Origin of the sequence: Variovorax sp. HW608 (assembly GCF_900090195.1) — a bacterium.
Lineage (GTDB): Bacteria > Pseudomonadota > Gammaproteobacteria > Burkholderiales > Burkholderiaceae_C > Variovorax.
Window position 1 is genome coordinate 6,698,579 of the sequence record NZ_LT607803.1, and the last position, 13,208, is coordinate 6,711,786.

Here is a 13,208-nt window from a genome sequence, read left to right on the forward strand (position 1 = left end):
CTGTCACGCGGCGGCTCGATGCTGCTGCGTTCTGTTTCGAATCCGCCAGTCCCCATGTTTCTCATCAAGACCGACAAGGCTCGCCAGGAACTCCAACCCGGCCGTCGAACGCTGGGCCAGCGCGAGCGCGCGCTGCTGCTGATGTCGGATGGACAACGCTCGCTCACCGATTTCGGCGAACTCTTCGGCGGCCGCGATGAAGCCGGGCGCGTGGTCTCGCATCTGCTGCAGGAAGGCTATCTGCGCCGCCGCGATGCCGAGCCCGCGCCGGCGTCCATGTCCGAATCCATGTCCGAATCCATGGCCGAAATCAAGGCCGGGGCCGAGCCGGAGTCCGCCGCCATTGCGGACACCTTCGACGGCAAGCGTTCGCTCGCCACCACGCGCATGTTCCTCTTCGACCTGTGCGAACGCATGTTCGTGCGGCGGGACCCGGTGCTGGCCGAGCAGTTCCGCGAGATGCTGCGCGAATCGCGCGATCGCGAGACCATGCTGACCGTCGCATCCGCCATGCTCGAGGAGGTCGAAAAGCTCGCCGGCGCCGAGCGCGCGGTGTCGATTCGCGAGCGCATCGACAAGCTGCTTCCGGCACAGCAGCTTCACTGAATTCGAGAGCGACCGGTCCGGCGATCCCTTACACTCGCCGGGTCAGGAGAGAGCCCCGCCAGGCGGGGCCGCCGAAGGCGCAGGTCCCCGTGTTGCAAGGGGCCCGAACGCTCAGGCAAAAGGACTGACGAAGCGCCCTCTTCCGGGCGTTTCCTTGCTGGAGAGAGACGGCCCGCCCCGCACCGACGGAATGGCGGAATCGTCCACCGAAGGAGCAAACCCCGATCGTGGGGTGAATCTCTCAGGTAAAGCGGACAGCAGGGGTGGCCCATGGCTCCGGTCATGGATCCGGACTGCCCCTTTGCCTTTGGAGAACGCCTTGGCTTCCGCATCGACCGACGAACTTCTGAAGACCCCGCTCCACGCCCTGCACGTGGAGCTCGGCGCGCGCATGGTGCCTTTCGCGGGCTATTCGATGCCCGTGCAGTACCCGGGCGGCCTCATGGCCGAGCACAAGCACACCCGCGAAGCCGCCGGCCTGTTCGACATTTCCCACATGGGCCAGCTGCGGCTGGTCGGCCCCGACGCGGCGGCCGCCTTCGAGACCCTGATGCCGGTCGACGTGGCCGGTCTCGCGCCGGGCAAGCAGCGCTACGGCCTGCTGCTGAACGACGACGGCGGCATCCTCGACGACCTGATGTTCTTCAACGAAGGCCAGGATTCGTGGTTCGTGGTGGTCAACGGCGCCTGCAAGCAGGCCGACATCGCGCACATCAGCGCGAAGATCGGCAAGCGCTGCCAGGTCATTCCGATGCCCGACCACGCATTGCTCGCGCTGCAGGGGCCGCAGGCGGCATCCACGCTCGCACGGCTGTCGCCCGGCATCGAGCAGTTCGTCTTCATGACCGGCGGCGCGGTGCGCATCGGCGGCATCGCGGCCTTCGCCACGCGCAGCGGCTACACCGGTGAGGACGGCTTCGAGATCTCCGTCGCCGCGGCCGACGCCGAGCGGCTCGCGCGGCTGCTGCTCGCACAGCCCGAAGTCAAACCCATCGGTCTCGGCGCACGCAATTCGCTGCGGCTCGAAGCCGGCCTCTGCCTCTACGGCAACGACATCGACGAGACCACCACGCCGGTCGAAGCCGCGCTCGGCTGGGCGATGCAGAAAGTCCGCCGCACGGGCGGCGCGCGCGAAGGCGGCTTCCCGGGCGCCGCGAAGATCCTCGCGCAGCTCACCGCATCGAACGGCACGGCCGGCCATCTCGACCACCACACGCTCGTGCGCAAGCGCGTGGGCCTCGTCGCACTGGAGCGCATCCCGGTGCGCGACGGCACGCTGCTCGAATCCTTCGAAGGCGCAGCCATCGGCCATGTCACGAGCGGCCTGCTCGGTCCGACGGTCGACCGGCCGATCGCCATGGGCTACGTCGCGCTCGCCTATGCCGAGCCGGGCACCCGCATCCAGGCCATCGTTCGGGGCAAGCCGGTGCCGATGGAAGTCAGCACCATGCCTTTCGTTCCCGCGCGCTACTACCGGGGCTGAAGCCCCACGCCTTCACCCGTCTTTTCATCAAGGAGCTTTGTTCATGACCACCAAGTACACCAAGGATCACGAGTGGGTCCGCACCGAGTCGGATGCGGCGCTCGTCACCGTCGGCATCACTGTCCACGCACAGGATGCGCTCGGCGACGTGGTCTTCGTCGATCTGCCGGAGGTGGGCCAGTCCTTCGCCCAGGGCGAGGTGGCCGGTGTGGTCGAGTCGGTGAAGGCGGCGGCGGACGTGTTCATGCCCGTTGCCGGCGAAATCACCGAAGTCAACGAAGCGCTGCGCGCCGATCCGTCGCTGGCCAACAGCGCGCCGATGGAAGGCGGCTGGTTCTTCAAGGCACGTGTGAGCGATCCGGCAGAGCTCGATGCGCTGCTCGACGAAACCGCCTACGAGAAGTTCTCCTCCGAAGCCTGAGCCGCTCCGCACCTTTTTTCCGATCTCCACATGTCGACGCCCGTCCTTCCCCTCACCCCCTCGCTCGGCGATCTCGAGAACGCCGATGAATTCATCGCCCGCCACATCGGGATCGAAGCCCAGGACGAAGCGCGCATGCTGCCGGCCATCGGTTCCGCCACGCGTGCCGAACTGATCGACGGCATCGTGCCGCCGGCCATCCGGCGCGCCAGGCCGATGCGGCTGCCGGCCGCGATCACCGAAGCGGAGGCACTGGCCGAACTCAAGGCCATCGCGGCGAAGAACAAGGTCGCGAAGAGCTACATCGGCCAGGGCTACTACGGCACGCACACGCCGGGCGTGATCCTGCGCAACGTGCTGGAGAACCCGGCCTGGTACACCGCCTACACGCCCTACCAGGCCGAGATCTCGCAGGGCCGGATGGAAGCGCTGGTCAACTTCCAGACGATGGTGTGCGACCTCACCGGGATGGCGATCGCCAACGCGTCGATGCTCGACGAAGCGACCGCCGCGGCCGAGGCGATGACGCTCGCGCGCCGCAGCGTGAAGAGCAAGAGCAACGTCTTCCTGGTCTCGGGCGACTGCCATCCGCAGACCATCGAAGTCATCAAGACGCGCGCCGCGCCGCTCGGCATCGAGGTGCGCGTGAGCACGGTGTCCGAGACGCTGCCGCACCTGATGGCGAGCTGCGAATTCTTCGGCGTGCTCGCGCAGTACCCGGCCACCACGGGCCATGTGCACGACCTGCGGCCGCTTGCCGGCCACGCGCATCAGTTCGACGCGGCCTTCTGCGTCGCGGCCGACCTGCTCGCGCTCACGATGCTGACGCCGCCGGGCGAATGGGACGCCGACATCGTCTGCGGCACCACGCAGCGCTTGGGCATGCCGATGGGCAACGGCGGCCCGCATGCGGCTTACCTGGCCTGTCGCGACGACTTCAAGCGCTCGCTGCCGGGCCGCATCGTCGGCGTCAGCATCGATACGCATGGCGCGCCGGCCTTGCGGCTCGCGCTGCAGACGCGCGAGCAGCACATCCGCCGCGAGAAAGCCACGTCGAACATCTGCACCGCGCAGGTGCTGCCGGCGGTAATCGCGAGCATGTACGCCGTCTATCACGGCCCCGAAGGCCTCAAGCGCATCGCCCAGCGCGTGGCCGCGCTGACCGCCGTGCTCGCGCAAGGGCTCGAACAGATGGGCCGCGAGCTGGTCAACACCACCGCCTTCGACACGCTCACCGTCAAGACCGGCGATGACACCGCGAAGATCGTCGAGCGCGCCGAAGCGGCCAGCATCAACCTCGGGCAGCGCGTGCAGAACCACCTGGGCATCTCGCTCGACGAGACCACCACGCGCGCCGACATCGAGACGCTGTGGGCGCTCTTCGTGCCGGCCGGCACGCCGATGCCGCGCTTCGAGGAACTGGCCGCCCGCGTGAGCTCGCGCATCCCCGAGGACCTGCGGCGCAGCTCGGCGTTCCTCACGCATCCGGTCTTCAACACGCACAAGAGCGAGACCGCGATGCTGCGCTACATCCGCAGCCTCGGCGACAAGGACCTCGCGCTCGACCGCAGCATGATCCCGCTCGGCAGCTGCACGATGAAGCTCAACGCGACCAGCGAGATGATCCCCATCACCTGGCCCGAATTCGCGAACATCCATCCCTTCGCACCGGCCGGGCAGCGCCTGGGTTACGACCAGCTCGACAAGCAGTTGCGCGCCTGGCTGTGCGAAGCCACCGGCTACGCCGGCATCAGCCTGCAGCCCAACGCGGGCTCGCAGGGCGAATACGCGGGCCTGCTCGCGATCAAGGCGTTTCACGAAGCGAAGGGACAAGGCCATCGCAACGTCTGCCTGATCCCGTTCTCGGCGCACGGCACCAACCCCGCGAGTGCGCACATGGTCGGCATGAAGGTGGTGGTCACCGCCTGCGACGCCGAAGGCAACGTGGACATCGACGACCTCAAGCGCGCCTGCGAGACGCACAGCGACAAGCTGGCCGCGGTGATGATCACCTACCCCAGCACCCACGGCGTGTTCGAGACGCGCGTCAAGGAGCTGTGCGAGATCGTCCATGCCCACGGCGGCCGCGTGTATGTCGATGGCGCCAACATGAATGCGCTGGTCGGCATCGCCGCACCGGGCGAATTCGGCGGCGACGTGAGCCACCTGAACCTGCACAAGACCTTCTGCATCCCGCACGGCGGCGGCGGGCCGGGCGTGGGTCCGGTGTGCGTCGTGGAAGACCTCGTGCCCTATCTGCCGGGCCACGCGACCGGCGGCATCGCCTCGAGTGGCGTGGGCGCGGTGTCGGCTGCACCGCTGGGCAACGCGGCGGTGCTGCCGATCAGCTGGATGTACTGCCGCATGATGGGCGCGGCCGGCCTCCAGGCCGCGACCGAAACCGCGATCCTGAGCGCCAACTACATCAGTGCGCGCCTCAAGGACCACTATCCGACGCTCTATTCGAGCCCCAACGGCCACGTGGCGCACGAGTGCATCCTCGATCTGCGCCCGCTGAAGGACGCCAGCGGCGTGACCGCCGAGGACGTCGCCAAGCGGCTCATCGACTACGGCTTCCACGCGCCGACGCTGAGCTTCCCGGTGCCGGGCACGCTGATGGTCGAGCCGACCGAGAGCGAGCCTCTGGCCGAACTCGACCGCTTCATCGACGCGATGATCGCGATCCGCGGCGAGATCCGGCGCATCGAGGAAGGTGTCTGGCCGAAGGACGACAACCCGCTCAAGAACGCGCCCCATACCGCCGAGAGCCTGCTCTCGACCGAATGGACGCGGCCCTACTCGCGCGAGCTGGCGGCCTTCCCCCTCGCAACGCTCAAGACCGCCAAGTATTGGCCGCCGATCGGCCGCGTCGACAACGTCTGGGGTGACCGCAACCTGTTCTGCAGTTGCGTGCCGGTCGCGGAACTGGCGGCGAGTGCTTCGACCGAGTAGGTCCGGCTACTGAGCCTACCACCAGCGCTGCTGCTGTCTGCCGCCGTGGATGTTGCCGGCGACACCGCCGGCCACGCCACCGATCGCCGCGCCGGTCCAGGCATCGCCTCCGGCAATGGCGGCGATGCCGGCGCCCGCCGCCGCGCCCATGGCCGCGCCGCTCACCGTGCCCTGCTGCTGCGGGCTCATGTCCGTGCAGCCGGCTGCCAAGGCGAGCGCCGCTGCGGCGAGGAGCCAGTTCATCCGTTTCATGATCGGCTTCCTTTCACTTCTTCTGCAGGCCGGGCACGGCCATTTCGAACCAGATGATGTCCAGCACCGGGCGCTTCAGGCCCGCGGGGTTCGCGGCATACCAGCCGTCCACGCCCTGGCGCACGCTGTCGAGGGACTGGCCCTGCATGCCCTTCGAGAGCCGCGGCACGAAGCTCTGGGCATCGGTCGGCTGGTTCCTCCCGTAATAGGCCATCTCCACCTGGACCATGTTCGCGAGCCCGACGAGATAGGCCTTCTTCACTGCCTCGCTCGATGTAGTCCACTGCTCGCCGGTGACGATCGGCACCTCGGCCGCCTTGGCCGGGACCCATGTCAATGCCAGCGCCGTGCAGGCCGCGGACAAAATCGTTCGCATTTGCAGTTTGGATGACATTACGTTCTCCGCTGTTGATGCGCGATCGATCCTGCGCTGTGCCGTCAAGACGTGTCAAGCGCGTCGAAGTTTCAATCAACCACTGCGAGTGCGCGCTCTCTTGATCGAGGAGGACAATGTTCCTCATGCGCGTATCGCTGATCCTTGCGGCTGCTCTCATGGCGTTCGGCCTCCCCGCCGGCGCCGAGGTGATCCGCTGCGCCGACGCGGCGGGCAACGTGAGCTATACCGACGGCACATGCCCGCAGGGCGCGCGCAAGGTCGCGCGCGTCACGACGACCGACCCCATCTCGATCGTGGGCGGCGAACGGGAGCCCGCGCCCGTTGTTCGCAGCGCCGCGCCGGATCATGATTCGAGCATCGCGGCAGCGCCGCCGCCGACACCTTCGGGCCCCATCATCATCGACGGCCGCCGCACCGGCAGCGGCGCCGCGGGCCGGTCCGACGAATCGCGCTGGAGCGATCGCGGCGAAGACCCGATGTGGATCGACGACGGCTACTATTTCAGCCCCGGCGTCAACCGCCCGCCGGGCCGCCCGCGCGACATGCGGCCGCGCATCACCCAATGCGGCGACCGCACCTGCAAGGACGTGCAGGGCAACCATTGGGACCGCAACACCGGCCAGCTCGATCGCTACCGCAGCATCGACGGCAGAACTTGCCGGCCGGTCGGCACCACGACGGTCTGCAATTGAGCACCGCAACGCGGCGCAAACACTTGTTACACAACGGGCCGCCGAGGCTGTCGATTTCGCGCGTCCCCCTTCGACGTACAAACAGAGGCTCGGAACAATGAGCCGGCCGCACCGGCCGGTGCCGAACTCGCAACCGACCCAAGTCACAGGAGCAACGACATGCGATTCATGGTGATAGTGAAGGCCAACAAGGACTCCGAGGCCGGCGTGATGCCAACCGAAGAGATGCTGACCGCGATGGGCAAGTACAACGAGGAACTGGTCAAGGCGGGCGTGATGCTCGCCGGCGAAGGCCTGCAACCGAGCTCGAAGGGGGCGCGCGTGCGCTTTTCCGGCAAGCAGCGCGCCGTCATCGACGGCCCGTTCAGCGAGACCAAGGAGCTCATCGCCGGCTACTGGCTCTGGCAGGTGCGCTCGCGCGAGGAAGCCATCGAATGGCTCAAGCGCGCACCGTTCGATGGCGGCGAGGAAGTCGAGCTGCGGCAGGTCTTCGAGTTGGAGGACTTCGGCGCCGAGATGACGCCCGAACTCAGGGAACAGGAAAAGCGCCTGATCGCGGAAATGGCCGCGAGGAAGAACAGTTGAAGAACGGCTGACGCCGCGCGGCCGGCCTGCCCGATGACGAGTACCGCCGACGAGATCCACCGCACCATCAACGCCGTCTGGCGCATCGAGTCCGCGAGGATCATCGGTGCGCTGGCGCGCCTGGTGCACGACGTCGGCGTGGCGGAGGAACTGGCGCAGGATGCCCTCGTCGCCGCGCTCGAACAGTGGCCGCAGGGCGGGCTTCCGGACAACCCCGCCGCATGGCTCACCACCGCGGCCAGGCGCCGAGCGATCGACCTGCTGCGCCAGCGCAGCCTGCATGCGAGCAGGGAAGAGGAAATCGGCCGCGAACTCGATGCGCGGCACGCGATCGCGGCTGCCGATTTCGCCGAAGCGGTGGATGCGGCCCTCGACGATGACGTGGGCGACGACCTGCTGCGCCTGGTCTTCACCGCCTGTCATCCGGTGCTGTCGCCAGAAGCCCGGGTCGCGCTCACGCTGCGGCTGCTGGGCGGGCTGAGCACGGAGGAGATCGCGCGCTCCTTTCTCGTGCCCGAACCGACGATCGCGCAACGCATCGTGCGGGCCAAGCGCACGCTCACCGGCGCGCACGTGCCCTTCGAGGCCCCGCGCGCGCACGAACTCGCGGCGCGGCTCTCGTCGGTGCTCGAGGTCATCTACCTGGTGTTCAACGAGGGCTATTCGGCAACCGCGGGCGAGGACTGGATGCGCCCCGCGCTGTGCGACGAAGCACTGCGGCTCGGCCGCATCCTGGCCGGTCTGATGCCGGAAGAGGCGGAGGTCCATGGCCTCGTTGCGCTGATGGAGATCCAGGCCTCGCGCGCCGCCGCGCGTGTCGATGCGAACGGCGATCCGATCCTGCTGCTCGACCAGAACCGCGCGCGCTGGGATCAGTTGCTGATCCGGCGCGGCCTCGCCGCGCTGGCGCGCGCCGAGAAGGTCGGCGGCGCGCCGGGGCCGTATGCACTGCAGGCCGCGATCGCCGCCTGCCATGCACGCGCGCGCAGCGCCGCCGAGACCGACTGGCCGCGCATCGCCGCGCTCTACGAAGCGCTGGCGCAACTGGCGCCCTCGCCGGTCGTCGAACTCAACCGCGCGGTCGCGCTGTCGATGGCTTTCGGGCCGGCGGTCGGCCTCGAGCTGGTGGATGCTTTGCGCTCGGAACCGCTGCTGCAGGGCTACCACCTGCTGCCGAGCGTGCGCGGCGACCTGCTCGCGAAACTCGGCCGCAAGCGCGAGGCCTGCGAGGAATTCAAGCGGGCCGCCGAACTCACGCGCAACGCGCGCGAACGCAAGCTGCTGCTTGCACGGGCGCTGGCCTGCTCGACCAGCCCCGTCTGAGTTCGCCTACTTCATCAGGTCGCTGAGATTCACCGGCTCGATCTTGCCGCCCTCGACCGTGGCGACGAGCGGATCGACCACCGTGCCGCCCACGGCCAGGAGACTCGCCTTCCTACCGCCGGGTAGGTCACTTCTTCGCGATCGTCCCGGTGGCGACAAGGCGGCGCAGTTCGGCCAGGCGCGCCTTCATGCGCCGTTCGTTCACCGGCCCCATGCGGATCAGCAGCTTCTGTCCGGCCGAGAGCGCCTCGAGCTGCGGGTCGACGAATTCGTAGCGCGTCCAGGGGTTTTCGAGCGGCATCTCGCCTTTCACCTCGGTGATCTTGACCTGGATCGGCCCGCTGGGCTCGGGCGTCTTCAGCAGATGGTCGAGCACCGCCACCAGCCGGTCGTTGAAGTAGCGGTTCGGATAGCCGAGCTCCTCGTAGGCTTCCTGGAACAGCGGATAGAGCCGCGCATAGAGCGCGACCGCGCGTGCCGGGTCGATCGATTCGACGAAGAGAACGAAGGGTGTGTAGCGCGCGCCGTTGTCGGGGCTGATCGTCTTCACCTCGCCGTTGCCCTGCAGCGTGAAACGTTGCGGCGTCGGCAGCACCGGCCACATGCGCGCGGTCGCGTGCTCGCGCGGCAGGTTGTCGACCGTGGCGACCGCGCGCCGCACGAAGCCGTCGAGCTGCAGGAAGGAGGTGACGTTCTTGCGGCCGAGCAGATCGTTGAGCGCGCTGGCCACGTGCGCGTCGGCATCGCTCAGCGCGGGCAGCGACTTCTCGGGCTCCGCGAGGTTGTCCATCGGGTTCTGCGGTCCCGTCGCGACGGGCGGCTGCGGCGGCAGTTCGGCGGGCGCGGATTGGGGTTGAGGCGCAGTCGCGGTGGTCGGGGTTTCGGGCGGCGCCTCCCTTTGCTGCGACCAGCGCCACCAGCCGAACGCGGCCGCCAGGACCGCCACGATGACGACCGCCGGGAACCACATCGAGGATTCGCGTGCTGGCCTGAATTCTGCTGGGTCGTTTTGGGGCATGGTGGAATGCTCCTCTCTCACTTTTCAAAAATCATCATGGACGTTGACTTCTCGCAGCTCACCGAGTACCAGCGCTACAAGTTGATGGCAAGCCTGATCGTGCCGCGCCCGATCGCGCTTGTCACGACGATCGGCGCAGACGGCGTGGTGAACGCGGCGCCTTTCAGCATGTTCAACATGCTCGGCGAGGAGCCGCCGATCGTGATGATCAGCGTGAATCGCCTTCAGGACAACGCGCTCAAGGATACGGCGGCCAACATCGTGCGCAGCGGCGAGTTCGTCGTCCACCTCGCCGACGAGGACATTGCAGAGCAGATGCACCGCTGCGGCGATCGTCATCCGCCGCACGTGAGCGAGCTCGACGTGGTCGGCTTCACCGCCTTGCCGAGCCGCGCCGTGAAGCCGCCGCGCATCGCCGAGGCGCCGGTGGCCTTCGAGTGCACGCTGTGGGAAACGCTGGAAACCGAGAGCCGGCAGATCTTCATCGGCCAGGTGCGCTGGATGCACGCGCGCGACGAGCTGATCGACACCGAGACCTGGCGCGTGCGGCTGCAGCACTATTTGCCGGTGGGCCGCTTCGGCGCGAGCTTCTACGTGAAAACCCGGGAGCGCTATTCGCTGGCGGCGCAGGGCGAAACCCGCAGCACGCAGATCGACGAGATCTAGGCAATCCTTCCACTTTACCGCTTTGGCCACCGCTCGGTCACTGGCCGGGCGGCCTACGTCAATCGTGGAACTTCGCTGACATGCACGAAATCGCCGAATCACGTTAAAACTGCCCCTTCGCAGGCTCAAGAATTCGGAGGATCCGATGTTCAACATCTTCCAGCCCAATCGGAACGGCCATCTTCGTCGCATCATGACGCTGCTCGAAGAGGCCAATCTGGCGCGCATCGAGCACCAGGCCGCCGCGGAGCACCACGGCGCCCTCGCCCGCATGTACGCGGAACGGGCCAAGCGGCTGGAGCGCGAGGTCTACGGGACGGCCCACGTGCCGCTCGGCGAAGGCGTCGCGGCGCCCAAGCTTCCGGATGAAAAGCCGGTCGTCTACGCGCTGGGTGCCAACCGGCAGGGCGGGCAGTCCAAGGCCTGAAGGGCCTCATGGCCGATGACTTCGTCGACGTATTGATCGTCGGCGCCGGGTTGTCCGGCATCGGTGCGGCCGCCCACCTGCAGCGGCACTGCCCCGAACGCAGCGTCGCCATCCTCGAAGCGCGCGACGCACTCGGCGGCACCTGGGATCTGTTCCGCTATCCGGGCGTGCGGTCGGACTCGGACATGCACACGCTGGGCTACTCGTTCCGCCCATGGACCGGCACCAAGACCATCGCCGACGGAGCGTCGATCCTGGACTACCTGCGGGCCACCGCGCGCGAACACGGCATCGATCGCCTGATCCGCTATCGCCACCGCGTGCGGTCGGCGAGCTGGTCATCGCACGACGCAAAGTGGTCCGTCGAGGCGGAGCTTGAATCCGGCGAGCGCCGCGTGTTCCGCTGCACCTTCCTGTTCGTGTGCAGCGGCTACTACGACTACGCGGAGGGCTATGCGCCGCAGTTCCCGGGCCTCGAACGCTACCGCGGCCGCGTGGTGCATCCCCAGCACTGGACGGACGACATCGACCCTGCCGGCAAGCGCGTCGTCGTGATCGGCAGCGGAGCGACCGCCGTCACCCTGGTGCCGGCGCTCGCCCGAAGCGCCGCGCACGTGACCATGCTGCAGCGCTCGCCTTCGTACGTGCTGAGCCTTCCTTCGGTGGACCCGTTCGCCCAATGGCTGCGCCGCCATCTCGGATTCGCGACATCGCATGCATTGACCCGCTGGAAGAACGTGCTGGTCTCCGTCGGCATCTTCAAACTGTGCAGGCGCAGGCCCGCCTTCGCGAAGTCGGCACTGCTGAAGCAGGTGAGACGGCAGCTCGGCCCCGAATACGACATCGACAGGCACTTCACCCCGCGCTACAACCCATGGGAGCAGCGCCTGTGCTTCGTCCCGGACGGCGACCTCTTCAAGGCCATTCGCAGCGGGCGCGCCAGCGTCGTCACCGACACGATCGAATCCTTCACCGAAGGCGGCCTGAAGCTTGCAGGCGGCGCGGAGCTGCCCGCGGATCTCGTCGTGACCGCGACGGGCCTGAAGCTCAAGCTGGTCGGCGGCCTCGAGATGCGCGTGGACGGGCACAAGCTCGTGCCGGCGGAACTGGTCAACTACAAGGGCGTCCTGTTTGCCGGCGTGCCGAACTTCGCTTCGATTTCCGGTTACACGAATGCGTCCTGGACGCTGAAGGCGGACCTGGCCAGCACCTTCGTCTGCCGGCTCCTCAACCACATGCGGCGGACCGGCGCGCGCCAATGCGTACCCCGCGCGGATGGCGAAACCATGGCGCTGCAGCCCTGGGTCGATTTCTCGTCGGGCTACTTCCAGCGCGCGATGGACCAGTTGCCCAAGCAAGGCACGAGGAAGCCCTGGAAGCTGAACCAGAACTACCTCGCCGACCTCATGACACTGAGGTTCGGCGCGGTGGACGACGGGGTGATGCGCTTTTCGTGAAGCGGGGACGAAAAAAAAGAGGCCGAAGCCTCATTTTTTTCATTGAGTGGAGCGGGAAACGAGGCTCGAACTCGCGACCTCAACCTTGGCAAGGTTGCGCTCTACCAACTGAGCTATTCCCGCGTGTTTCGCGTTGTGCGAAGCCTCGCAGTATAGCTTGAAATCCTGCGGGTTCCGGAGCACGCGAAAAGAATTTCGCGAACCTCGTGCCCCGCTTCAGAACCGGCGGCTGTACGTGAAGATCATCCCGGCCGCGCCGAGCACGTTGAACTGCACCGCGTCGAACGGCGTCAACCGAATGCCGATGGCGGGAATGATCCCCAGCCCGAAGCCGTTGTGATTGAAGGGCACCTTGTCCTCGTACTGGTCCTTGTAGCCATAGAGGATGCCGCCGCTCAGCTTCGCGTAGAGCCACGGGTGGCCGAACAGGTTGTCCCAGCGCCAGCCGTAGTACGCATAGGCCGAGGGCTGGCCGAACGAGTTCTGGAACGCCGAGAAGCCCAAGATCGTCGCATCGGCGGCCGACCACTGCGGCGCCTGGGGCAGGCTGCGCTCGATGCCCAGCAGGTAGACGTGCGTGTGCTTGCTCTCGTTGCTCCAGTGCACCGCGAACGGACCGATCAGCAGTTCCCAGTAGGGCTTGCCGTCGAAGCGCGCAGCCGGTGCTTCCTGTGGCTGTTGCGACTCCTGTGGCTGCGGCGGCTGTTGCGCCTCTTGCGCCTCTTGCGCCTGTGCGGCGCTAGAAGACAGCGCGACGAGCAGGCAGGCGAGGCCCGCACCGGCACGATGATTCATGAATGCTCCCCTTCTTGAACGACCGGTCCGGCCTCGTGCCCGGCCGGACGGCAAGTCTGGCGTGCGTGCCAGAATCTCCGATTGGAGACTCGGTGCAGGCTTTGCAGCCGCCACCGCCGTCGTGCGAAAACTCC

Annotated in this window: 14 protein-coding genes, 1 tRNA gene and 2 riboswitches; of the genes, 10 read left to right on the forward strand and 5 right to left on the reverse strand. The window is 67.3% G+C overall.

What is annotated here, in order from left to right:
- The first annotated feature begins 54 nt into the window (after positions 1–54).
- The 4 genes from VAR608DRAFT_RS31750 to gcvP all read left to right on the forward strand — a co-directional run bounded on the left by VAR608DRAFT_RS31750 (position 55) and on the right by gcvP (position 5,462).
- Positions 55–606, forward strand: a complete 552-nt coding sequence (locus tag VAR608DRAFT_RS31750) for a hypothetical protein (protein WP_088957685.1) — start codon at positions 55–57, stop codon at positions 604–606.
- 41 nt (positions 607–647) lie between these two features.
- Positions 648–735: riboswitch (glycine riboswitch) on the forward strand.
- 18 nt (positions 736–753) lie between these two features.
- Positions 754–874: riboswitch (glycine riboswitch) on the forward strand.
- Positions 875–925: 51 nt separating this feature from the next.
- Positions 926–2,089 carry a glycine cleavage system aminomethyltransferase GcvT gene (gene gcvT / locus VAR608DRAFT_RS31755; protein WP_088959087.1) on the forward strand — a complete coding sequence of 388 codons (1,164 nt, stop codon included), beginning with the start codon at positions 926–928 and terminating at the stop codon, positions 2,087–2,089.
- A 43-nt stretch (positions 2,090–2,132) separates the two neighbouring features.
- Positions 2,133–2,510 (forward strand): glycine cleavage system protein GcvH, encoded by a 378-nt coding sequence (gene gcvH, locus VAR608DRAFT_RS31760; protein ID WP_088957686.1) that lies wholly within the window; start codon positions 2,133–2,135, stop codon positions 2,508–2,510.
- Positions 2,511–2,540: 30 nt separating this feature from the next.
- Positions 2,541–5,462, forward strand: coding sequence for an aminomethyl-transferring glycine dehydrogenase (gcvP, locus tag VAR608DRAFT_RS31765; protein WP_088957687.1), 2,922 nt, complete (start codon positions 2,541–2,543; stop codon positions 5,460–5,462).
- 15 nt (positions 5,463–5,477) lie between these two features.
- Here the strand turns inward: gcvP and VAR608DRAFT_RS31770 are convergent, their stop codons facing one another.
- On the reverse strand, positions 5,478–5,714 hold the full coding sequence (locus tag VAR608DRAFT_RS31770; protein ID WP_088957688.1) for a glycine zipper domain-containing protein: 237 nt from the start codon (positions 5,712–5,714) through the stop codon (positions 5,478–5,480).
- A 13-nt stretch (positions 5,715–5,727) separates the two neighbouring features.
- Positions 5,728–6,090 (reverse strand): hypothetical protein, encoded by a 363-nt coding sequence (locus tag VAR608DRAFT_RS31775; protein ID WP_088959088.1) that lies wholly within the window; start codon positions 6,088–6,090, stop codon positions 5,728–5,730.
- A gap of 143 nt (positions 6,091–6,233) precedes the next feature.
- Between VAR608DRAFT_RS31775 and VAR608DRAFT_RS31780 the strand changes: the two genes are divergently transcribed.
- The 3 genes from VAR608DRAFT_RS31780 (at position 6,234) to VAR608DRAFT_RS31790 (ending at position 8,711) form a co-directional block, all read left to right on the forward strand.
- The gene (locus tag VAR608DRAFT_RS31780) at positions 6,234–6,803 is read left to right on the forward strand and encodes a DUF4124 domain-containing protein (protein ID WP_231973031.1); all 570 of its coding nucleotides are present in this window, start codon (positions 6,234–6,236) and stop codon (positions 6,801–6,803) included.
- A gap of 159 nt (positions 6,804–6,962) precedes the next feature.
- Positions 6,963–7,388 (forward strand): YciI family protein, encoded by a 426-nt coding sequence (locus VAR608DRAFT_RS31785; protein ID WP_088957690.1) that lies wholly within the window; start codon positions 6,963–6,965, stop codon positions 7,386–7,388.
- A gap of 33 nt (positions 7,389–7,421) precedes the next feature.
- Positions 7,422–8,711, forward strand: coding sequence for an RNA polymerase sigma factor (locus tag VAR608DRAFT_RS31790; protein ID WP_088957691.1), 1,290 nt, complete (start codon positions 7,422–7,424; stop codon positions 8,709–8,711).
- A gap of 127 nt (positions 8,712–8,838) precedes the next feature.
- Here VAR608DRAFT_RS31790 and VAR608DRAFT_RS31795 read toward each other — a convergent pair whose 3' ends face one another.
- Complete coding sequence (locus tag VAR608DRAFT_RS31795) at positions 8,839–9,729, reverse strand: DUF3014 domain-containing protein (RefSeq protein ID WP_088957692.1); 891 nt, start codon at positions 9,727–9,729, stop codon at positions 8,839–8,841.
- A 36-nt stretch (positions 9,730–9,765) separates the two neighbouring features.
- Here VAR608DRAFT_RS31795 and VAR608DRAFT_RS31800 point away from each other — a divergent pair, with 36 nt between their 5' ends.
- The 3 genes from VAR608DRAFT_RS31800 (at position 9,766) to VAR608DRAFT_RS31810 (ending at position 12,279) form a co-directional block, all read left to right on the forward strand.
- A complete protein-coding gene (locus tag VAR608DRAFT_RS31800) occupies positions 9,766–10,395 on the forward strand; it encodes a flavin reductase family protein (protein ID WP_088957693.1) in 630 nt (209 codons plus the stop codon).
- 145 nt (positions 10,396–10,540) lie between these two features.
- Complete coding sequence (locus VAR608DRAFT_RS31805) at positions 10,541–10,822, forward strand: hypothetical protein (protein ID WP_088957694.1); 282 nt, start codon at positions 10,541–10,543, stop codon at positions 10,820–10,822.
- Positions 10,823–10,830: 8 nt separating this feature from the next.
- Positions 10,831–12,279 (forward strand): flavin-containing monooxygenase, encoded by a 1,449-nt coding sequence (locus tag VAR608DRAFT_RS31810; RefSeq protein ID WP_088957695.1) that lies wholly within the window; start codon positions 10,831–10,833, stop codon positions 12,277–12,279.
- Between the two features lie 47 nt (positions 12,280–12,326).
- Here the strand turns inward: VAR608DRAFT_RS31810 and VAR608DRAFT_RS31815 are convergent.
- Together VAR608DRAFT_RS31815 and VAR608DRAFT_RS31820 are read right to left on the reverse strand one after the other, a co-directional pair.
- Positions 12,327–12,402, reverse strand: a tRNA-Gly gene (locus tag VAR608DRAFT_RS31815).
- Positions 12,403–12,495: 93 nt separating this feature from the next.
- Positions 12,496–13,074, reverse strand: a complete 579-nt coding sequence (locus VAR608DRAFT_RS31820; RefSeq protein WP_088957696.1) for an ABC transporter ATP-binding protein — start codon at positions 13,072–13,074, stop codon at positions 12,496–12,498.
- Between the last annotated feature and the right edge of the window lie 134 nt (positions 13,075–13,208).

What these genes read in the sequence shown, in the direction of transcription:
- VAR608DRAFT_RS31750 (WP_088957685.1), top strand. Translation starts at nt 55, where the DNA reads ATGTTTCTCATCAAGACCGACAAGGCTCGCCAGGAACTCCAACCCGGC.
- gcvH (WP_088957686.1), top strand. Translation starts at nt 2,133, where the DNA reads ATGACCACCAAGTACACCAAGGATCACGAGTGGGTCCGCACCGAGTCG.
- gcvP (WP_088957687.1), top strand. Translation starts at nt 2,541, where the DNA reads ATGTCGACGCCCGTCCTTCCCCTCACCCCCTCGCTCGGCGATCTCGAG.
- VAR608DRAFT_RS31770 (WP_088957688.1), bottom strand. Translation starts at nt 5,714, where the DNA reads ATGAAACGGATGAACTGGCTCCTCGCCGCAGCGGCGCTCGCCTTGGCA.
- VAR608DRAFT_RS31775 (WP_088959088.1), bottom strand. Translation starts at nt 6,090, where the DNA reads ATGCGAACGATTTTGTCCGCGGCCTGCACGGCGCTGGCATTGACATGG.
- VAR608DRAFT_RS31780 (WP_231973031.1), top strand. Translation starts at nt 6,234, where the DNA reads ATGCGCGTATCGCTGATCCTTGCGGCTGCTCTCATGGCGTTCGGCCTC.
- VAR608DRAFT_RS31785 (WP_088957690.1), top strand. Translation starts at nt 6,963, where the DNA reads ATGCGATTCATGGTGATAGTGAAGGCCAACAAGGACTCCGAGGCCGGC.
- VAR608DRAFT_RS31790 (WP_088957691.1), top strand. Translation starts at nt 7,422, where the DNA reads ATGACGAGTACCGCCGACGAGATCCACCGCACCATCAACGCCGTCTGG.
- VAR608DRAFT_RS31795 (WP_088957692.1), bottom strand. Translation starts at nt 9,729, where the DNA reads ATGCCCCAAAACGACCCAGCAGAATTCAGGCCAGCACGCGAATCCTCG.
- VAR608DRAFT_RS31800 (WP_088957693.1), top strand. Translation starts at nt 9,766, where the DNA reads ATGGACGTTGACTTCTCGCAGCTCACCGAGTACCAGCGCTACAAGTTG.
- VAR608DRAFT_RS31805 (WP_088957694.1), top strand. Translation starts at nt 10,541, where the DNA reads ATGTTCAACATCTTCCAGCCCAATCGGAACGGCCATCTTCGTCGCATC.
- VAR608DRAFT_RS31810 (WP_088957695.1), top strand. Translation starts at nt 10,831, where the DNA reads ATGGCCGATGACTTCGTCGACGTATTGATCGTCGGCGCCGGGTTGTCC.
- VAR608DRAFT_RS31820 (WP_088957696.1), bottom strand. Translation starts at nt 13,074, where the DNA reads ATGAATCATCGTGCCGGTGCGGGCCTCGCCTGCCTGCTCGTCGCGCTG.